The following is a 19,365-nucleotide window of genomic DNA, read 5'->3' as shown; positions in this document are numbered from 1 at the left end:
GCTCTGACGACGTACGGCCCTGACCGGCGGTCAGCCGGCCGGCGCGTCCGCCGCGGCGACGAGCTCCCGTACGACCTGGACGAAGCCGCGTACCAGCGCGGTGTCCTTGCCGTCCGCCCAGGCGAGCACCACCCGCAGCGGTTCCACATCGGTCAGCGGGACCCAGACGAGGTCCGGCCGCGCGTAGTACCGGGCCATGCTCAGGGGGGCGAAGCAGACGGAGGATCCCTCCGCCACCTGCTCCAGCATCTCCTCGACGTTGTCATTGGTCGGCCCCCACTTCGGACTCGAACCGTCCGGCCGGGGGTTGACCGCCCACCAGTCCACCCACTCGCGCGGCGCGCGCTGGGTCCACAGCAGGGGCTCGTCGGCCACTTCGAGCACCGAGATGCCCGAACGGCCCGCCAGCGCGTGCCCGCAGGGCAGCCCCACGACACGGGGCTCGGTGTGCACCAGCTCGCCGCGCAGCCCGCTCAGGTCGTTGGGCAGCCAGACGAAGGCGACATCGGTCTGGCCCTCACGCAGCGCGTCGGCCTCCTGCCCCCAGTCGTAGCGCTTGGGCGCCACCCGTACCCCGGGGTGGCGCCGCGCGAACTCCGCGCGGGCTCGCGTGGTCAGCTCGCCGGCCCCGCTCGCCTCGAAACCCACCCGCAGTACGCCCGTCTCGCCGCGTGTGTGCCGCTCGGCCGCCGCCGACACCCGTTCCGCCTGGCGAACCGTCAGCAGCGCCTCGGCGATCACGTCCTGCCCTGCCGCGGTCGCGGAGACGCCCCCGGCGTGCCGGTCGAACAACCGCACCCCGAGCTCCGACTCCAGGCTCTTGAGGGCGTACGAGAGGGCGGGCTGGCTGACGAACAGCCGCCGGGCGGCCCGTCCCAGGTTCTCCTCCTCGGCTATCACGGTGAGGTAGTGCAGCTGACGCAGCTCCATCCAGGCATCATAAGTCGTCTTTATCAGTCCGGTGAGTCTCTGTCTTGGACCGCCAGGGGAGCCGGATGACATAACTGGATCACCGCAACGAACCCGAGAAAAGATGGAGTTGGCCATGAACGCCGAGCACCGCACGAATGACGGACACGCCCCGGCCACCGGGGACGGGACGCCGGGCCGGGTCTGGCTGATCACCGGCGCCTCCTCCGGTTTCGGCCGCGCCATCGCCTCCGCCGCGCTCGCCGCCGGGGACACCGTCGTCGCCACGGCCCGCAGGCCGGAGACGCTCGACGACCTCGTCGCCGCGCACCCGGACCGCGCCGTCGCGGTCCAGCTGGACGTCACGGACACGGCGCGCATCGCGGACGTCGTCGCGGACACCGTGCTCTGGTACGGGCGGATCGACGTGGTGGTCAACAACGCGGGGATGGGGATGATCGGGGCCGTGGAGGAGACCAGCGACCGCGAGCTGCGTGATCTGATGGACCTGCACTTCTTCGGGCCGGCCGCGCTGGTGCGCGCGGTCCTGCCGCACATGCGCCGCAACGGCTCCGGCGCCGTGGTCCAGATGAGCAGCATGGGCGGCCGCTTCACCTTCCCCGGTGTCGGCGCCTATTCGGCCACGAAGTTCGCGCTGGAGGGCCTGTCCGAGGCGCTTGCCGCCGAAGTGGCCCCGCACGGGATCAAGGTGCTGATCGTCGAGCCCGGGTCGTTCCGGACCGGGTTCGCCGGCGGCGGCGCCCTGCACCAGTCCGCGGCGCTGCCCGCGTACGAGGCGACCGTGGGCCCGGTCCGTGCCGATCTCCCGGGCTCGGACGGCAAGCAGGAGGGGGACCCGGCCAAGGCGGCGACAGCGATCCTCACCGCCCTGGACGCACCGGACACCCCGCTCCGGCTGCCGCTCGGGAACGACGCGGCGGACGCGGTGCTCGCCGCCCTCGACGCTTCCCGTGCCGAGGTCCTGACCTGGGAGAAGCTCAGCCGCAGCACCGCCTTCGAGGACTGACGGACCGAGCCGCCGGGGCGGGGCTCCGAAGCCTGCGTCAGGCCCGGACCCCCGAACCCGGCGTCAGGCCCGCCACTCGGCGGTGCGCTCGGGGGACGCCGCGGCCAGGGCCTTCTCGATGGCCGCCGCGTCACCCTGGTCGCCGTATACCGGCGTCCCCGGCTGCTGGCGCCACGACGTGTCGAGCCCTCCGGCGTCCACGGTGTCGAAGCCCAGCTCGTCGATCAGCTCACGGACCGCCGCCTTCGCGGCCGCGTCGTCACCGGCCACCGGCAGAGCCTGTCGGCCGGCCGTGCCGGACGGCAGGCCACGGGTGAGGATGTCCTGCGCGTACGTCCCGTTGAAGGCCTTGATGACGGGGTGACCGATCTGCGTCTCCGTCCAGCGGCTCTCCGGCAGGCCGTCCTCGATGGCGGCGATGCGGCCGTCGCGCTGTGGGTAGTAGTTGCCGGTGTCGATGACCGCGGCCCCCTCCGCAGCGGCGTCCAGGAATCCGGCGGGAAGCCCCGGAACGGCCTTGAGCGGAATGGTGACGACCACGACCTGGGCGCCCCGGGCTGCCTCCGCCGCGGTGACCGCCGTGGCTCCGGTCTCCCCGGCCAGGTCGGCGAGTGTCTCCGGACCGCGTGAGTTGGCGACGGACACCTCATGACCCAGTGCCGTGAGGCGCCTGGTGAGATTGCCGCCGATGTTCCCTGCGCCAATGATGCCGATCTTCATGGATCCGACCTCCGATGGTGCCTGCGCTGCCTGAATTGGTGCCCGCGTCAGGTGAAATGGCTCCTGCCGGTTCACCAACCCGGTCCGGCCCGGAGCTATTCCGGGTGACGGAGAAACGATTCCTCTACCCGGCCGACGGATGGGACGCGTAAGTCGCGGGCAGTGAACAAATGAGAAAGCGGAATCAGCCGGACCACTTGAAGGCGGTGCCCATGCTCCACGGTGTCGACGTCAGTTCGCATCAGTCGTCCATCGATACGGACGGTCTGGACTTTGTCTTCATCAAGGCCACCGAGGGACGCTCGTACGTCAACCCGCATCTGGCCGAGCAGACCAAACGCGCACGCGACGCGGAATGCGTGGTCGGCTTCTATCACTTCCTGTGGCCCGGGAATATCGCGGCGCAGGCGGCGTACTTCCTGAGCAAGGCCCCGGAGAAGGCGGGCGAACTGCTGGCCGTCGACTGGGAGGAGAACGGTGAGGGGACCCGGGCCAGTAACGCGGAGAAGGACCAGTTCATCCGCGAGGTCAAACGGCTGCGGCCGCACCACCGGGTCCTGCTGTACTGCAACCGCTACTTCTGGCTGAACCACGACACCACCTCGTACGCCGGGGACGGCCTGTGGATCGCCGACTACGTCACCGCCGGCAAGCCCCGCATCAAGGCCTCCTGGCGCATCCATCAGTACACCGACCACCCCCTCGACAAGGATGTCGCCGACTTCTCCTCGCGGGCCGCGATGCACACCTGGGCGAAGGGGTAGCGGCTCGACCGGTGGCGATAAGGGGCGAGAATCGGCCATCCGAAATACTCTGTTCCGAGGCTTGTGTGCCTGCCCGGCGCGTCTCCGCGCGGCGGACGGGCACACCGCACCGAAGCGGAGGAGTACGCATGAGGGCCGCCGTCGTCCGCAGCTTCACCGAGCCCCTCGTCGTCGAGGACCGGCCGGTCCCCACCCCGGCCGGGCACCAGGTCCTGGTCCGTATGGAGGCCTCCGGACTCTGTCACACCGACATCCACGCGGCCCAGGGGGACTGGCCGGTCAGACCGAGTCCGCCCTTCGTCCCCGGCCATGAGGGGATCGGCATCGTCGAGGCGGCCGGCGACCGGGTCACCCACCTCGCGGTGGGGGACCGGGTGGCCATCCCCTGGCTCGGCGAGGCGTGCGGACACTGCGACCACTGCGTCTCCGGGTGGGAGACGCTCTGCCTGGCGCAGGAGAACAGCGGTTACTCGGTCGACGGCAGCCACGCCGAGTACGCCCTCGCCCACGGCAACTACGTCGTGCCCGTGCCCGACGGCATCGACCCGCTGGACGCGGCGCCCCTGACCTGCGCGGGCGTCACCACCTACAAGGCGGTCAAGCTCTCCGGCGCGCGCCCCGGCACCCGCGCCCTCGTCTCCGGCATCGGCGGACTCGGGCACCTCGCCCTGCAGTACGCGCGGATCTTCGGCGCCGAGACCATCGCCGTCGACGTCACCGACGAGAAACTGGCCCTGGCCCGGGAGCTGGGCGCCGATCACGTCATCGACGCCCGGGTCCAGGACGTCGCGGAGGAGACCCGCCGGCTCGGCGGCGCCGACGCGGCGATCTCCCTCGCGGTGAGCAACGAGTCGTTCGGCGCGGCCTACAGCGCGCTGCGCCGGGGCGGCACCCTCGTCCTCGTGGCCCTTCCCGCGGAGGGCAAGCTCGAACTCCCGGTCTTCGACACGGTGCTGAACGGCACCAAGGTCATCGGCTCGATCGTCGGAACCCGCCAGGACCTGGCCGAGGTCTTCCAGCTGCACCGGCTCGGCCGCACCCGTGTGGTCCGCGAGAGCCGGGATCTGGCGGACATCAACTCCGCGATCGGCGAAGTCCTCAAGGGCCAGGTGTCCGGACGCCTCGTCTTCGATCTCGGCGGCACGCCGGCCTGATCGGCGCACCCGCACAGCGAAGGACGGCCGCGTCCGGGACGGCACCGGGCGCGGCGGCCAGGTCGCTGACCCGTTCCGTCCGCCCGGTGCGGCAGACTTCTGCGGTGACCACAGCTGCGGCTCAGCCGCCTCGTGACCGTGCGCTCGGGCGCGGTATCTCCACCCTCATTCCGCAGGCCGCGACCGCGACCCCGGCCGAACAGGCCGCGGCGGTCCTGACTGCGATGCAGAGCGTTCCGGTGCGCGTCGGCGTGCTCCAGGCAGCGGTGGTGCTGCTGGAGGAGCGGGTCCGTGCGACGAGCGACGACGCGGAACGCGCGGCGGCCGCGACGACCGTGGCGATGCTCCGTACGGCGATCAGCCAGGCCCGCTGACCCGGCCGTCCGGCATCGCGGGGGTTCCGGCTGGTTCCGGCGGTGCGGCATCGCGGGGTTCCGGCCTGTTCCGGTGATCCGGCATCGGGGGGTCCCACTCGTTCCGGCCAGGGCGGGGCGAGGACCGGCCGGACGGAGTCGCCGCGTCGGTCCGCCCTCGCGGTGACGGCGAATTCGGTCGTGCTGTGACCGAGTGCTCTGCCATCCTGATCCCCGCGCCCGGCGGGGGCGGGGCGTGAAGGGCGGCTGAGCGACGTTGACGAGTGTCTTCGAAACCACCTGCGGCCCGGTGCGGGGAAGGGACCCGGACCGGGACATCGTCGCCGTCCTCGGCATCCCGTACGCGGAGCCGCCCTTCGGGGCGGGCCGGTTCCGGGCGCCGCGCCCCCGCGGCCCCTGGGCGGGCATCCGCGACTGCGTGGACTTCGGACCCGTCGCGCCGCAGTCCGCGCAGCTGCCGGGCGCACCGGGCTGGTCGCCCGGTGACGAGGACGTCCTCAGCCTCAACATCTGGACCCCGGAGGCCGGGAACGCGGTCGCCGGGGCCCGGCTTCCGGTACTCGTCTGGATCCACGGGGGCGCCTACACCTTCGGTTCCGGTGCCCAGCCGGACTTCGACGGCGCCGCGCTCGCCCGCGCCGGCCTGATCGTGGTCACCCTCAACTACCGCCTCGGGTTCGAGGGCTTCGGCCATGTCCCGGCCGATGGCCCCGACCCCTGCCCGCCCAACCGAGGGCTGCTCGACCAGATCGCCGCCCTGACCTGGGTGCGCCGCGAGATCGCCGCCTTCGGCGGGGATCCGGACAACGTCACCGTGGCCGGGCAGTCCTCCGGAGCGGCGTCGGTGGCCTGCCTGATGACGATGGACAGCGCGCGCGGGCTGTTCCGGCGCGCGATAGCGCACAGCGTGGTCGGCCCCTGTTATTCACCTCGGCTCGCCGGGCACCTCATGGAGAAGGTGGCCGCCGAGGCAGGCGTTCCCGCGACAGCCGCCGGACTGACGGCCGCCTCGCCGCAGACGCTGGTCCGGGCATCCGACGCAGTCATGGACGGATACCGGCAGGACCCGCACTCCGGACGGCACCACTGGGACCCGGTCATCTACGGCCCGGTCGCCGACGGCGTGCGGCTGCGCGGCGACCCGCTCGCCCTCCTGGCCGGCGGGGCGGCCCGCGGCATCGACCTGCTCGTCTGCCACACCACCCAGGAGTACTGGCTGCTGGACGCGGTCGGCAGCAGCGCGAAGGTCACTACGGAGGAACAACTGAGCCGATTCGCTGCGGACTTCGGACTCCCGGACCCGTTGGTGCGCGGCTACCGGGCGCTCATGCCCGAAGCCTCCGTGGGCGACGTGCATCTCGCCCTGTACGGGGACCTGATGTTCGGTGAGTACAGCAGCCGGCTCGCCGACGCCCACGCACGGGCGGGCGGACGCACCTTCCTCTCACGCTTCGCGCGGCAGCGCGGTGGAGCGCGGCCGGTGGCGTACGCCTGGCACTGCGCGGACGTCCCGTTCGCCTTCGGGAACCTCGATGAGGAGAGCGTCCGGTTCCTGATCGGGGGCGCCCCGACGCCCGCCGACCATCACCTCTCGGACCGGATGGCCGCCGCCTGGGCCGGATTCGCCACCACCGGCGAACCGGGCTGGGAGCCGCTCGCCGATGCCGATGCCGATGCCGGTGGTCCGGTCCGGACCTGGGAGACAACGGATACCAGCAGGGCGCCCGCCCCCGGCCACTGGTCGGACAGCGGGACGGTCCGCGCGCTGTGGCGGAGCTTCGACTACCGGCCCCTGCGACCCTGACTCGGCGCGACCCTGATACGACGCGCTTGAGAGGCGAGAGCCGCAGGGACCCCCGCCCCTCCCGTACCTGGCCGGCCTCCCGTACCGGGCCCACCGGCTCGCCCCGTACATCCGTCGTCACCACGACGGCGCGGTCACCCAGGCAGCACTTCCCGCCGTCCGGCCGCTCGCAGTAGAGCACGTACCCGGTGAGCCGGCCGGCCCGGCTCCGAATCTCCGTGTTCCCGACGATCCGTTCATGCCCGTTCTCCTTGCCCCGCCCGGCTTGCTCAGGCGCCGTCCGTTGTTCATCCGGTTTGACCGTAGGGCGAGTTCGGGTGCGCGGGATGAGTAGGCCTACTCAGCGGACGGGCCGTCCAGCCACTCATGCATTGGCATGGACCTGCAAACAACTCTGGGCTACAGTCCGGAACGGCACACTCTGAGAGCGCTCTCAGACGAGACGCCTCCCGGACGCCTGCTGTTCCTCCCCCACTTCGCCGGAACAACAGAAGGGCCAATGCCTTGAGACGCAGCACAGCTCTGAGAACCGCACTGTCCGCCGTGCTCCTCGTCGGAGCCTGGGCGGGCGCGGGCTTCCCCTCCGCCTCCGCCGCCGACACCCCCGCCACCGCTTCCCGCGCCGGTTCCGACGCACTCCCGGCGTCCGCCGGACTGCTGACCGCCATGCAGAAGGACTTCGGACTGACGGAAAGTCAGGCGAAGGCGAGGCTGTCCGCGGAGAAGACGGCGACCGCCATCCAGGGAAAGGCGAAGCGCGCCGCCGGAGACTCCTACGGTGGCTCCTGGTTCGATCCGTCGACGGGTGGCCTCACGGTCGCCGTCACCAGCCAGAAGCAGAAGGCGGCCGTGCGGGCGACCGGTGCCGACGTCCGCCTGGTCACCCACACCGCGCGCCAACTCGACGCGGTCAAGGCGCGGATCGACACGTTCGACGCGCCCGCCGGGGTCAGCAGCTGGCACGTCGACCCGAAGTCCAACAAGGTCGTCGTGAACGTCGTCGCCTCCGCGCAGGGTGACAACGATGTCCGGGCGTTCGTCGAGAAGGCCCGCGAGGCCGGACCGGTCGTCGTCGAACAGACCGCCCAGGCACCGCGGACCTTCGCCGCCGGGACCGTGGGCGGCGACCCGTACTACACGGGCAACGTACGGTGCTCCATCGGCTTCTCCGTCATCGGCGGCTTCGTCACCGCCGGGCACTGCGGACAGGCGGGTGCGGCCGTCAGCGGCTGGGACGGCTCCGCCATCGGCAACTTCCAGGGGTCGTCGTTCCCCGGCGACGACTACGCCTGGGTGAGCGTCGGCAACGGCTGGTGGACCGTTCCCGTGGTCATCGGCTGGGGCACCGTCTCCGACCAGCTCGTGCGCGGCTCCGCCGAGGCCCCCGTCGGCGCCTCGATATGCCGCTCCGGATCCACCTCGCACTGGCACTGCGGCAACGTACTGGCCACCAACGACACGGTGAACTACAGCCAGGGCGCGGTCTACCAGATGACCAAGACCAGCGTGTGCGCGGAGCCGGGCGACTCGGGCGGCTCCTTCATCAGCGGCGACCAGGCGCAGGGAGTCACCTCGGGCGGCTGGGGCGACTGCACCTCGGGCGGAGAGACCTGGCACCAGCCGATCAACGAGATCCTGAACCGGTACGGGCTGACGCTCCACACTGCCTGATGTCCAGCGCGACCTGACGTTCCATCCGGCCTGGATCACGCCGAGTCCCGGGGCCTGTCGCGCGGAGCGCACCGCTCCGCGCGCCAGGCCCCTTCGCCTACCCCTCGCCTGCTCACGACCTCGCCGGACTGGTGGCCGCGGAGTCGGCGGCGGGCGGACGCACCGTGGAGCAGCCCACCACGACATCACCCAGAAACGAGACGGCCAGCCGGTTGCGGCGGGACCGCTCCTCGACCTCCTCGACCTCCGCGAGCGACAGAGCGGCCGGGGGAATGATCGTGTTGTGTACGTGCTGCCACGCCAGCAGCATGGCCTCGCCCGCGACCCACTCGATACGGGAGTCAGGCGGGGCGTTCGTTCCGGTCGTCGCGGTCATCGCAGCAGGAGAACCTGCGTACGGCGACGCGTCAACCCGCGCCCGCCGCAGCCCCCTTGAGCACCGGTCACCTTCCGGATACCCGTAGTACTTGAGAGCTACGCGGCAGGTGCGGTCCGGGGAGGGACGCCGATTACAGGGCGCGGTTCATAACTTCGTACCGGATGCAACTCACGCATCCGGTACGGAAGGACCCCCGCCCCATGCCCGTCCGCCTCCGCAACAGCCGGCTGCGCCGCACCCTGCTGGCCGCGCTCATCGCCGCCTCGGTCGCCGCGCCCGTGTCCGGAGCCTCCAGCCCCGCAGCGGTCCCGGCACCCGTTCCGGCCCCGCTCGCCCCGCTGCGGGACGCCGCTCGGGGCACCCTCGACGCACGGTACGCCGTCACCCGCGACGGCATCCTGGCCGCCGGGGGCATGGCCGCGCGTCACGGTGACCGGAAGCGGGCCGCCGCGCTGCGCGGGATGGCGGAACCCCGTCGCCACTTCCTCCTCTTCGACGGCCGTGACGGGGGCCGCACAGCCGAGGTCTTCGGAGACCTGACGCGGGCCGAACGGATCGCCGTTCTGGTGCCAGGCGCCGATACCAACCTCGACCGGTACTGGCGCCTGAGGAACGACTCCGCCGCCCTGCGAAAGGAGTTGGGGCCGAAGGCCGCCGTCGTCGCGTGGCTCGGCTACAAAACGCCGGCCACGGTGAGCCCCGCGGCGCTCACCACCGGACGGGCCGACACGGCGGCACCCGCGCTCGGGCGGTTCGCGGACGAGCTGCACACCGCCAGGCCGACTGCCAGGATCTCCCTGCTCTGCCACTCCTACGGCTCGGTCGTATGCGCCCGAGCCGCGCCCGGCCTGCGGGGAGTGGCCGCCCTCGTCCTCTACGCCAGCCCCGGCACCGGTGCCCGCGACGTCAGCGCCCTGCACACCCGTGCCACCGTCTGGGCAGGCCGCGGAACGGCGGACTGGGTGGCGGATGTTCCGCACACCCGGCTCCGCCTCCCCTTCGTCTCGATCGGATTCGGACCGGACCCCGTCTCACCCGGGTTCGGCGCCCGCACCTTCGACGCGGGAACCGGCGGGCACAGCGACTATCTCAAGCCCGGCTCCCGGTCCCTGAAGAACATCGCCCGCATCGTCTCGGGCACCGCACCCTCCGGGAGGAGCCGGCATGCGTGAGCTCGTCCAGCGGATCGAAGCCGCCACCCCGCACCACCGCGACCGGACCCTCGACGCGCTGCGTGCCCTCGCCATCCTCGGAGTCGTGCTCGGCCACTGGCTGGTGACCGCCATGGTCGTCGACAGCGGCAGCCTCCACGCCGCGAGCCCGCTCCAGCACACACCCGAACTCGCCCCGGTCTCCTGGGTGTTCCAGACCCTCGCGGTGTTCTTCCTGGTGGGCGGGCAAGTGGCGGCCAAGAGCTATGAGTCGTCCCGCGCCCGGGGCGTCACCTACGGCCGCTGGCTCGGCGCCAGGACCGCCCGCCTGTTCCGGCCGGTCGCGGCGCTGCTGGTGGTCTGGACCGTGACGGCCGGCACGATGTTCGTCTCCGGGGTCGGCTACGGCAATCTGCACGCCCTGCTCAAACTCGTGCTCTCACCCCTCTGGTTCCTGCTGGTCTTCGCCGGGCTCACCGCACTGACCCCGCTCGTCGCCCGCCTCCACCCGCTGTGGCCCGTCGTCGTGGTCATCCACGTCGACATCATCAGGCTCGGACTCGACGGCCCCGCCCGGCTCGGCTGGGTCAACGTGGCCGCCGGCTGGCTGGTGCCGTACTGCCTGGGAGCGGCCTGGGCCCGTGGGGAGCTGCGGTCGCGGACGACCGGCTGGACCCTGCTCATCGGCGGCGCGACCGCCACGGCGCTGCTGGTCCTCCTCGCCGGATACCCCGCGTCCATGGTCGGGGTGCCGGGCGCCGCCATCTCCAATCTCGACCCGCCCACCCTGGCCGCGGTCACTTTCGGCCTCGCCCAGTGCGGGGCGGCACTGCTCCTGTCGGGGCCACTGCGGCGGATACTCGTGAAGCCTGCCGCCTGGGCGGCGGTGGCTCTGGTCAACCTCAGCGCCATGACCGTCTTCCTCTGGCACCAGACGGCGATGCTCGCGGTGACCGCGACCGGGCTTCTCACCGGCCGCACCCTGCCAGGACTGCACACCCGGCCGGACGGGACGCAGTGGATCATCGCCCGGCTCCTCTGGCTGCCGGTCTTCGCCGTCGCCCTGGCGGCGTGCTGGGCGGCGTTCAGAACGTACGAACAGCGCCGGCAAGGACGCACCACGGTGGTGCGTCAAGGACAACCCAGTAGTGATTGCGAGACACGCCGTGCCTAGAGTGACAGCCATGCACAGGCTACGGGCGGGAGCCGGGGCGCAGCTGACGGGGCGTCTGAGAGCTGTCCCGCGCAGCCTCGTCCACGACCTCTGGACCACCGCTGTCGATCCTCCGCCCCGTCCGCACGGGCCCTCGCTCCGCGACTGGATTCCGGCCTTCCTGCTGCCGCTCGTGGTGGGCACGGTGCCGCTCGCGGTCTTCAGCATCAACACGCTCGTGGCGCAGTACGGACTGGACACCCGCAGCGCACTCTTCCTCGGCTTGCTCCAGTCTGTGGCGTTCATCGCCGCCCTGTACCGACCGGTGCTCGCCTGGTGGGCGGTGACCGCCGTCATGATCGTGGTCGCGCTGACCGCTCAGCCCCAGACCGGAGATGCCTCGCTGCCCTGGACCCTGTCCGGAATCGTCGTACAGGCAGGGGTGCTGCTGATGATGGCACTGCGACTGCGTCCCCGGGTCGGTGTCGAGGCGCTCGTGCTCAGTGTGCTGGCGGGACTGGTCTGCGCCCCGGAAGACCTCGTGCATCCGGCCGCCCCCACACGGGTCGCCGTGGCCGTCCTCGTTGCGGCCGTCGTGATCGGGGTGGCGCTGCGCGGCCGTCACGTCGCCCGCACCGAACTCGTGGTCCAGGAAGAACGCACCGCGCGGGAGCGCGGCCGCCGCACCCTCCTGGAGGAGCGCAACCGGATCGCCCGCGAACTCCACGACGTGGTCGCCCACCACATGTCGGTGATCTCCATCCAGGCGCAGGTCGCCCCGCACCTGGTGGAGCACCCCTCCGACGAGCTCAAGGAGAACCTCGCGGGTATCCGCGAGAACGCCGTCGACGCACTCACCGAACTGCGACGGGTCCTCGGCGTGCTCCGCTCGGAGGACGCGGTGTCCGCCGAGGCGCGACACAGCCCCCAGCCCACCCTCGACCGCCTGCCGGAGCTGCTCGACAACGTGCGAGGGGCAGGCCTCAAAGTCACCACCGAGCTCACGGGCACCCCCCGGCCCATCCCGCCCGGCGTCGATCTCTCCGCGTTCCGCATCGTGCAGGAATCCCTCAGCAACGCCATGCGGCACGCGCCCGGAACAGCGGTCCACGTCGGGATCGCGTACCGGCCCAGCTGCCTCGCCGTCCGGATCACCAACACGGCTCCGGACGAACCGGCCCCGCCCCCGCGCGACATCGCTCACGGTCTGCTCGGCATGCGGGAACGCACCGCCATGCTGGGCGGTGACTTCACCAACGGGACTACTCCCGGAGGCGGTTACGAGGTAGTGGCGATACTTCCCCTGGAGGAACCCGTATGAGCATCCGTGTTGTCATCGCCGACGACCAGATGATGGTCCGTCAGGGATTCACGGTCCTGCTCAACGCCGAGCCGGGCATCGAGGTCGTCGGCCAGGCGGTCGACGGCCTGGACGCCGTGGCCAAGGTCGCCGAACTCACCCCGGACGTCGTGCTGATGGACATCCGCATGCCCGGGGTCGGCGGCATCGAGGCCACCCGCCGCATCACCGAGCCCGCCGGGTCCACCGTCAAGGTCCTCGTCCTGACCACATTCGACCTCGACGAGTACGTGTACGAAGCCCTGCGCGCGGGCGCCTCCGGATTCCTGCTCAAGGACGCCTCGGCGGCCGAACTCGCGGAGGCCGTCCGGGTGGTGGCCGCCGGTGACGCTCTCCTCGCCCCGAGCATCACCAAGCGCGTGATCGCCGAGTTCTCCCGCGTCACCCGGACACTCCGCATCCCGGAACGGGGCCGGGCGGGCGACCTGACGGAACGCGAGACCGAGGTCTTGGCGCTCATCGCGCAGGGACTCTCCAATGCCGAGATAGCCGTGAACCTGGTTGTCGCGGAACAGACGGTCAAGACCCACGTCGGCCGGATCCTGGTCAAGCTGGGACTCCGGGACCGGACCCAGGCCGCGGTGTTCGCCTACGAGACCGGCCTGATACGCCCGGCCGGCCAGTGACGGCCAGGACTGATCCCGGCCGGCCAGTGACGGCCAGGACCGATCCCGGCCGGTCAGTGACGGCCAGGACTGATCCCGGCCGGCCGTCACTGGCCGGATATCAGTCACCGAAACCCCGGGCCGTGAAGCCCGCGCGGGCCGCGAGCGCGGACAGCTCCTCCACCCGCGCCGCCCGCAGGCACACCACCGGATAGCAGTCGGACCCGATGTCGAGGACTGCGAGCGCCGCGCCGACGTCGCGGAAACACCGGCCGCATGCCTCCAGGAACTCATGGGTCGGCAGAAGCATGTCGTCCGCCTCGACCAGTACCCAGGGATCCACCGATGGCCGGGACGCGAGCCCACGCAACTGGGACCGGATCTCGTTGGCGTCCTCCTTCCAGTCCAGCTCCGCCAGCAGCCGGTGCTCGGCCAGCGCGTCGACGAGCGCTGTCCATGCGAGACCGGGCACGGGCCCCTCGATGCCCCGGTCCGCCAACGTGTCCGCGTGGTCACCTACATAGCCCGCCGGGTCGTCGTGGGCGTGCAGTACCCGTGCGGCGACAGCCTCATGGGCCGGAGCGAGCAAGGCCGCGACAGCGGCCAGGGAGGTACGGGCTTCGTCGGTACCCGACATGGTGTGCTCCTTCGGCGGCCGTCCGACCGCGTCCGGCCGGGCGAATCCGGCTGCCTGATCCCCGGGCGGGATCAGGCAGCCGGATTCCGGCAGTGTGATCAGGACGCCTGGTCCGGCGCCCTGAAAAAACCCTGCCACAGGGGTACGACAACGGGCCCGGACGGGCTCAGACCCCCGCTGCCCGCGCGGCCTCGTACACCTCGGTCGCCACATCGATGAGCTCCGTGGCGTCACGCGTGGTGCCCTGGAGGTCCAGCATGATCTCCGTGACCCCCGTATCGGCGTGAGCCACCAGGTCCTCGACGATCTGCGCCACACTTCCGTGGAACGGCTGCCGGTCGTCGCCCTCCACCGGCTTGACGCTGTACCGCGCGTTGGCACGGGCGCAGACAGCGAGCGGCCGCTCACGCCCCCGCTCGGCGGCGACATCCCGCACCCGCTGCCACTGCTCGGCCAGCGTCGACGCCCCCATGGCCACGGGCATCCAGCCGTCCGCCCGGTCGACCAGCCGGCGAACGGCCCGGGGGCCGCTCGCCGCGAGGAGGACCGGGATCGGGCGAGCGGGCTTGGGCCCCACCACGGACGGGGCGATCGTGGTCAGGGTCCCCTCGTACGAGACGGGGTCAGGACCCCAGACGGCCGCGAACACGTCGAGCAGCTCGTCCAGGACCGCGCCGCGCTGCTCGAAGGGAGCGACGGACGCGGCGGCGTACTCGTCCAGGGACCAGCCCGTACCCAGCCCCGCGACCACCCGGCCACCGCTGGCGGCGTCCAGCGAGGCGAGCGAGCGGGCCAGCTGGAAGGGGATGTGGAGCGGCGCGACGAGAACGCTGGTGCCGAGCCGGGCACGGTCGGTCGCCGCTGCGGCCAACGCCAGGGTGATCAACGGGTCCGCGACGCCGCGGTAGTGGTCGGGCCAGGCCAGGCCCGGGACTCCATACAGCCCCTGGGTGGCCGGTTCGGGAAAGAGAACCCGCTCGAACACCCACAGACTCTCGTAGCCGGCCGCCTCCGCGGCCCGCGCCACATCGGGCACATCGCGGCCGATGTCGTACTGCTTCATCTGCGGAAGGCCAAGACCGAGCGGGATCGGCATACGAGTGTCTCCCTCTACGAGGTGTATGGGACAACTACCCTACGGCGCAGTGACGCTGACGGGGCGTCCTAGCCGGCAAAATGATGGCTCCCGGAGCCGACACGGTACACCGCGCAGCCGTCCTCCTCGCGCAGGAACGTCGCGCGGGTGTGAGTGACGGAGGCCGGGCCGTCCGTGGGAACCCACACCTCGGCCGTTGTGTTGGGAGGCACGGTACAGCGCAGGTCGATGCCACCCGAGCGCAGTTTCCACTGGGTGGAGACGGGGCCGTAGACCGAGGCGAACGTGGCGCGGGCCGAGGTGACGTCGCCGCCCGGCCGAGGACGGATGACGATCTCGCGGAAGCCGGGCCGGCCCACCGCGATGCCCGCGATGTTCGTGTACATCCACTCACCGACCGAACCGTGGGCGTAGTGGTTGAAGGAGTTCATGTCCGGGGTCTGGAAGCCGCCGTCGGGCTGGATGGAGTCCCACCGCTCCCACATGGTGGTGGAGCCCTTGTCGATCTGGTAGCCCCAGCTGGGGAACGAGCGCTGCTGAAGCAGGCGGTAGGCGACATCGGTGTGCCCGGTGTCGGTGAGGACGGGCAGCAGCCTGGGTGTACCGAGGAAGCCCGTCGACAGGTGCCAGTCCTTGGCCTCGATCAGCGCGACGAGCCGGTCCGCCGCCGCCGTGCGCAGGGTGTCCGGCAGCAGATCCATCGACAGGGAGAGGACGTAGGCCGTCTGGGTGTCCCCCTTCACCCGCCCCTCTCCGGTGACATACGCGGCCTGGAAAGCCGTGCGTATCCGCGTGAAGAGGTCGAGGAACGGCGCCGGGTCCTCACCCAGCTCCGTGGCCGTCCGGGCCGCGAGGTCGGCACTGTGGGCGAAGTACGCGGTGGCGATGACGTCCTTCGGCGTCTCGTCGGCGACGTTCAGCCAGTCGCCGTAGCCGCCGGTCGGCCGCAGCAGGCCGTCGCTGTTCTTCTCCAGGTACGTCAGCCAGGCCCGGATGGATGGCCAGGCGTCCTTGAGGACCTGCCGGTCCCCGTAAGCCTGGTACAGCGACCAGGGGACGGTGACGCCCGCGTCGCCCCAGCCGGCCGCGCCGTTGCCGACGTTGCCGACGATGGGGGCCACGTCCGTGAAGGCGCCCTCGGCGGTCTGGGCGTCGCGCAGGTCCACGAGCCACTTGGTGAGGAAGCGGGCCGACTCCATCGTGTACGCGGCCGTCGGCGCGAAGACGTTGATGTCGCCCGTCCACCCCAGACGCTCATCGCGTGCGGGCGTGTCCGTGGGGATGGAGAGGAAGTTGCCGCGCTGGCCCCAGGTGATGTTGCTGTGCAGTTTGTTGAGCATGGGGACGTCGGTCTCGAACTCGAAGGTGAACGGGGCGGACGTGTGCATGACGCGACCGGTCAGCGCACTGGCCGGGGGAGCGACGGGCAGGCCGGTCACCTCGACGTAGCGGAACCCGTGGAAGGTGAAGCGCGGTTCGTACGTCTCGGAGCCGCCGCCCTTGAGGACGTAGGTGTCGGTTGCCGCGGCGCTGCGGAGATTCGCGGTGTAGACGGTGCCGTCGGGATTGAGGACCTCGGCATGCCGCAGACGCACCGTCGTGCCCGCGTCGCCCGACAGGCGCAGCCGCACCGATCCGACCATGTTCTGGCCCAGGTCGAAGACGAAGACGCCCGGCGAGGGCTCGGTCACCTTCCTGGCGGGAAGCTCCTTCGCCACCCGTACCGGTCCGTCCACCTGCGCGACGATCAGGCGTGGCGCGTCCTCGTCCGCGCCGCTGGCCTCGGACCAGGAGCGGTCGTCGAAGCCGGGCGAGGTCCAGCCGGCCGTCTCCTTGCGCGCGTCGTACGTCTCTCCGCCGAGGAGGTCGGCGGAGAGGATCGGCCCGGCGGCGGCCCGCCAGTCCGTTCCGGACGTGACGCGCCTGCTCGTGCCGTCCGTGAACTCGATCTCCAACTGGGCAAGAAGAGCCGGGTGTTCGCCGTACTGATGGGGTCCGAACATGCCGACGCTGCCCGCATACCACCCCGGTGCCACATAGGCGCCGATGGCGTTCGCGCCGGGCCGCAGCAGCGCGGTGACGTCGTACGTCTGGTACTGGACGCGCTCGCGGTAGTCCGTCCAGCCGGGAGCGAGCTGATCGCGTCCGACCCGGCGGCCGTTGAGATGGGCCTCGTACAGACCGAGAGCCGTGGCGTACAGGCGCGCCCGAGCGACCTTCTTTCGTGGCAGCTCGAACCCGTGCCGCAGCTGGTTGGCCGCGAACAGGGCGGGTACGACCTTGCCCCACGGTCCGGCGCCCCACGCGGCGGCCTCCTTCGCCGCCGGCCAGCCGCTGTCGTCGAAGCCGGGGCCGCGCCAGCCGTCGGCGGGCTCCTCGTCCGTCGACTTCCAGGAGGCGTCGGTGACGATGCTCTGTTCGCCGGACGCCGTGCGCAGGGCGAGCGTAGCGATCAGCCCTGCGGCCCCTTCGCTCGCGTTGGCCGCCGAGACCGCGAGGACGTTCGTTCCGGTACGCAGCCGCGCGAGGACGTCGATCACCGCGGGGCGGCGCCAGCCGTCGTTGTCGGTCGCCAGGTCCGTACGCGCGGCCTCGGTGCCGTTCACGGAGACCGCGTACACGTTGTCCGCGCTGATGGCGAGGGTCGCCGCGGTGATCCCGTCCGCGAGATCGACGGTGTGACGGAACCAACGGGTGCCCTCCGGCGCGCTGTTGGCCGGGTCTCCCTCGGGGAACCAGATCCAGGAGCTGTTCTCCAGCGAGGGCGCGTCGGTGAGGGCCGGGGGAGCGGACACCCAGGCGGCGGACCACTCGGCGGGGTCCATGAGGCCGGTCTCCCACCACGAAGGCGTGCTCCAGCCGGACTCGCCTCCGGCCGTGTCCCACACCCGCACGGACCAGAAGTAGCGCGTCCGCGGCTTGAGCGCGGGCCCCGCGTAGGGGACGAGGACGGACTCGCCGGACATCACCTTTCCGCTGTCCCAGATGTCCGGGTGCGACAGGCCGGACGCGCTGGACGCGACCCGGACCTGATAGGCGCTCTGCTGGACGTCCGGTTCCTCCGAGGCGACCGGCCAGCTGAGCCGCGGGTGTTGCGCGTCGAGGCCCAGGGGGTGCGACACGTACTCGACGGTCGGCGCGGTGACGCGTGGCGCACCGCGCCGTACAGGTGCCTGGGCCGGCACCGGCGCCGGAGCTGCCCCGGCCGGTGCGACTCCGGCTGCTACGGCGCCCACCGTGGCAGCGGCGCTCGTCAGGATGTTCCGCCTGCTGATCAATGCGGCCCCTCACACAGAAAGTGATGAATCGATTCACACTGTGGACGTAGCTGAACGTAGGGGCGCGCGAGGTGTGGGTCAATGAGCGTGCAGGGGGTTTCTCGACGGAGCCTTGATCGGGCATGCGTCATTCATGTGCGCGGCCCTACAGGCGAGTTGATTGATTGAACGGTTTCAATCGATGGACTGGTGCGGGAGCAGCCGGGCCCGGCTCAGCTGCCGAGCTGACCGGGTGTGCGGCGCAGCCGCTCCGAGAGCTTCCGCTGCGGTGGCCGGGCGGTGAAGTCGCCGCCCCGGGACTGTCCGGCGACGAGCACGCGCAGGGCGGTGGGAACGTCGGCCTCCGACGCCGGGCGGATCTTGATGTCGCCACTGCTGCGTTCCAGCCCGTCGGCATCGACCACGATCCCGGGCCTGGTCACCAGGATCAGGTTCCCCCCGATCCGCAGGTCGACATCGATGTGAAGGGTGCTGTGCGTGATCAGCGCGTCGGTGAAGTCGAGCTTCGCGTCGCAGAACATCAGGCGGATCTCCATGTGGCGCGGAACCAGCCAGCGTCCGGTGCGTGAGACATCGCCGAACCGCTGGTCGATCCGGACCAGATCCTTGGCCTGCGGAGGCATTCCCTCCGAGGGCAGGTCGGCGGTCAGCCGGGCCAGCTCCCCGGCGGTGCGGGCGGACAGCGCCGCATCCAGGCGCTCGTCCAGCTCGGCGGCGGTGAGCCGGCCGTCGCCCGCGGCGACCTGGAGGATCTCCACGACCTGGTCCCGATCCCGGTCCGATGCCCGCATGTCGGGCCTTGCGCTGGATCCGGAAGAGTCGCCGGTCGGCCTGAGTTCACCCGTCATACGGGCATTGTGGTGCACCGTCCGGAGCGCTGCAAGGTCGACGATCACACTCCTCGCGGGCGGGGAGCCGCCCGCCGGATCCCGGGCTCCGGCAGGCCGCTGCCACTCGGCTTGGGTATGACAAACGATCCGATGTATGGATTCGCCGGCGGGTCGGTGACAGGTGCGGCCAGGCGCCTGCGGCGGTGGGTGCCGATGCGAGAACTGTTGACAAAAGCGTGACCTGCTAGAAACCTGTCACCTCAACGACGCAAAAAGTTGACCAGATCACTCAAAATACCAGGCAATGAGCGTGAGTTTTCCGGCAGGTGGCTCGCTCTTCCTTCTGCCGGCGTACCTGATCGTCCCTCCATCGGTGCACCGGCAGCCCACACCCCGGCCCTGACCTACCGCATGACGCACCGCGCGTCGTGCGGTCGGTGACGCGTCGTCGTG

The 19,365-nt window shown here is 71.2% G+C and carries 17 protein-coding genes; 10 read left to right on the top strand and 7 right to left on the bottom strand.

Translation table 11 applies throughout. The annotated features are described in order from the left end of the window. Positions 1–30: 30 nt before the first annotated feature. The gene (locus tag ACZ601_RS00460; protein ID WP_469531652.1) at positions 31–930 is read right to left on the bottom strand and encodes a LysR family transcriptional regulator; all 900 of its coding nucleotides are present in this window, start codon (positions 928–930) and stop codon (positions 31–33) included. A gap of 115 nt (positions 931–1,045) precedes the next feature. Between ACZ601_RS00460 and ACZ601_RS00455 the strand changes: the two genes are divergently transcribed. Next, positions 1,046–1,936 carry an oxidoreductase gene (locus ACZ601_RS00455; RefSeq protein WP_469531650.1) on the top strand — a complete coding sequence of 297 codons (891 nt, stop codon included), beginning with the start codon at positions 1,046–1,048 and terminating at the stop codon, positions 1,934–1,936. Between the two features lie 63 nt (positions 1,937–1,999). Here the strand turns inward: ACZ601_RS00455 and ACZ601_RS00450 are convergent, their stop codons facing one another. Next, a complete protein-coding gene (locus ACZ601_RS00450; protein ID WP_469533754.1) occupies positions 2,000–2,692 on the bottom strand; it encodes an NADPH-dependent F420 reductase in 693 nt (230 codons plus the stop codon). A gap of 176 nt (positions 2,693–2,868) precedes the next feature. Between ACZ601_RS00450 and ACZ601_RS00445 the strand changes: the two genes are divergently transcribed. The 5 genes from ACZ601_RS00445 (at position 2,869) to ACZ601_RS00425 (ending at position 8,423) form a co-directional block, all read left to right on the top strand. Next, positions 2,869–3,420, top strand: coding sequence for a glycoside hydrolase family 25 protein (locus tag ACZ601_RS00445; RefSeq protein WP_311301490.1), 552 nt, complete (start codon positions 2,869–2,871; stop codon positions 3,418–3,420). 128 nt (positions 3,421–3,548) lie between these two features. Next, entirely contained in the window at positions 3,549–4,574 is a 1,026-nt protein-coding gene (gene adhP, locus ACZ601_RS00440; protein ID WP_469531648.1) for an alcohol dehydrogenase AdhP, read from the top strand. A 104-nt stretch (positions 4,575–4,678) separates the two neighbouring features. Then, positions 4,679–4,948, top strand: a complete 270-nt coding sequence (locus ACZ601_RS00435) for a hypothetical protein (RefSeq protein ID WP_073733859.1) — start codon at positions 4,679–4,681, stop codon at positions 4,946–4,948. Positions 4,949–5,204: 256 nt separating this feature from the next. Next, a complete protein-coding gene (locus tag ACZ601_RS00430; RefSeq protein ID WP_469531646.1) occupies positions 5,205–6,752 on the top strand; it encodes a carboxylesterase/lipase family protein in 1,548 nt (515 codons plus the stop codon). Between the two features lie 504 nt (positions 6,753–7,256). Then, complete coding sequence (locus ACZ601_RS00425; protein WP_469531645.1) at positions 7,257–8,423, top strand: S1 family peptidase; 1,167 nt, start codon at positions 7,257–7,259, stop codon at positions 8,421–8,423. Between the two features lie 112 nt (positions 8,424–8,535). Here the strand turns inward: ACZ601_RS00425 and ACZ601_RS00420 are convergent, their stop codons facing one another. Then, entirely contained in the window at positions 8,536–8,799 is a 264-nt protein-coding gene (locus ACZ601_RS00420) for a hypothetical protein (RefSeq protein WP_469531643.1), read from the bottom strand. Between the two features lie 203 nt (positions 8,800–9,002). On the opposite strand from ACZ601_RS00420, the gene ACZ601_RS00415 reads away from it, so the two are divergent. Genes ACZ601_RS00415 through ACZ601_RS00400 form a run of 4 tightly spaced genes read left to right on the top strand, consistent with a single transcriptional unit; the run spans position 9,003 to position 13,092 of the window. Further along, positions 9,003–9,974: an alpha/beta hydrolase gene (locus ACZ601_RS00415; RefSeq protein ID WP_469531641.1), complete on the top strand. Its 972-nt coding sequence runs from the start codon at positions 9,003–9,005 to the stop codon at positions 9,972–9,974. Further along, on the top strand, positions 9,967–11,127 hold the full coding sequence (locus ACZ601_RS00410; protein ID WP_469531640.1) for an acyltransferase family protein: 1,161 nt from the start codon (positions 9,967–9,969) through the stop codon (positions 11,125–11,127). Before ACZ601_RS00415 ends, ACZ601_RS00410 begins: the two co-directional genes overlap by 8 nt. 10 nt (positions 11,128–11,137) lie before the next feature. Then, positions 11,138–12,427 (top strand): sensor histidine kinase, encoded by a 1,290-nt coding sequence (locus tag ACZ601_RS00405; RefSeq protein WP_469531638.1) that lies wholly within the window; start codon positions 11,138–11,140, stop codon positions 12,425–12,427. Next, on the top strand, positions 12,424–13,092 hold the full coding sequence (locus tag ACZ601_RS00400) for a response regulator (protein ID WP_469531636.1): 669 nt from the start codon (positions 12,424–12,426) through the stop codon (positions 13,090–13,092). Before ACZ601_RS00405 ends, ACZ601_RS00400 begins: the two co-directional genes overlap by 4 nt. A gap of 100 nt (positions 13,093–13,192) precedes the next feature. Here the strand turns inward: ACZ601_RS00400 and ACZ601_RS00395 are convergent, their stop codons facing one another. From ACZ601_RS00395 to ACZ601_RS00380, 4 genes are all read right to left on the bottom strand, one after another. Continuing rightward, a complete protein-coding gene (locus ACZ601_RS00395; RefSeq protein WP_469531634.1) occupies positions 13,193–13,708 on the bottom strand; it encodes a DUF6630 family protein in 516 nt (171 codons plus the stop codon). Positions 13,709–13,874: 166 nt separating this feature from the next. Then, the gene (locus ACZ601_RS00390; protein ID WP_469531632.1) at positions 13,875–14,804 is read right to left on the bottom strand and encodes a TIGR03619 family F420-dependent LLM class oxidoreductase; all 930 of its coding nucleotides are present in this window, start codon (positions 14,802–14,804) and stop codon (positions 13,875–13,877) included. 68 nt (positions 14,805–14,872) lie between these two features. Beyond that, positions 14,873–18,082: an alpha-L-rhamnosidase gene (locus tag ACZ601_RS00385; protein WP_469531630.1), complete on the bottom strand. Its 3,210-nt coding sequence runs from the start codon at positions 18,080–18,082 to the stop codon at positions 14,873–14,875. Between the two features lie 212 nt (positions 18,083–18,294). Further along, positions 18,295–18,930 carry a DUF1707 SHOCT-like domain-containing protein gene (locus ACZ601_RS00380; protein WP_469531628.1) on the bottom strand — a complete coding sequence of 212 codons (636 nt, stop codon included), beginning with the start codon at positions 18,928–18,930 and terminating at the stop codon, positions 18,295–18,297. Between the last annotated feature and the right edge of the window lie 435 nt (positions 18,931–19,365).

The sequence above is a fragment of the Streptomyces sp. NPDC104307 genome (genome assembly GCF_055584045.1).
The sequence above is the reverse complement of the archived record's forward strand: the minus strand, read 5'-3'. Positions and strand labels throughout refer to the sequence as shown.

Coding starts and splice junctions, on each gene's coding strand:
- ACZ601_RS00380 (WP_469531628.1), bottom strand. CDS start 18,930: ATGACGGGTGAACTCAGGCCGACCGGCGACTCTTCCGGATCCAGCGCA.
- ACZ601_RS00420 (WP_469531643.1), bottom strand. CDS start 8,799: ATGACCGCGACGACCGGAACGAACGCCCCGCCTGACTCCCGTATCGAG.
- ACZ601_RS00410 (WP_469531640.1), top strand. CDS start 9,967: ATGCGTGAGCTCGTCCAGCGGATCGAAGCCGCCACCCCGCACCACCGC.
- ACZ601_RS00400 (WP_469531636.1), top strand. CDS start 12,424: ATGAGCATCCGTGTTGTCATCGCCGACGACCAGATGATGGTCCGTCAG.
- ACZ601_RS00455 (WP_469531650.1), top strand. CDS start 1,046: ATGAACGCCGAGCACCGCACGAATGACGGACACGCCCCGGCCACCGGG.
- ACZ601_RS00390 (WP_469531632.1), bottom strand. CDS start 14,804: ATGCCGATCCCGCTCGGTCTTGGCCTTCCGCAGATGAAGCAGTACGAC.
- ACZ601_RS00445 (WP_311301490.1), top strand. CDS start 2,869: ATGCTCCACGGTGTCGACGTCAGTTCGCATCAGTCGTCCATCGATACG.
- adhP (WP_469531648.1), top strand. CDS start 3,549: ATGAGGGCCGCCGTCGTCCGCAGCTTCACCGAGCCCCTCGTCGTCGAG.
- ACZ601_RS00415 (WP_469531641.1), top strand. CDS start 9,003: ATGCCCGTCCGCCTCCGCAACAGCCGGCTGCGCCGCACCCTGCTGGCC.
- ACZ601_RS00460 (WP_469531652.1), bottom strand. CDS start 930: ATGGAGCTGCGTCAGCTGCACTACCTCACCGTGATAGCCGAGGAGGAG.
- ACZ601_RS00395 (WP_469531634.1), bottom strand. CDS start 13,708: ATGTCGGGTACCGACGAAGCCCGTACCTCCCTGGCCGCTGTCGCGGCC.
- ACZ601_RS00405 (WP_469531638.1), top strand. CDS start 11,138: ATGCACAGGCTACGGGCGGGAGCCGGGGCGCAGCTGACGGGGCGTCTG.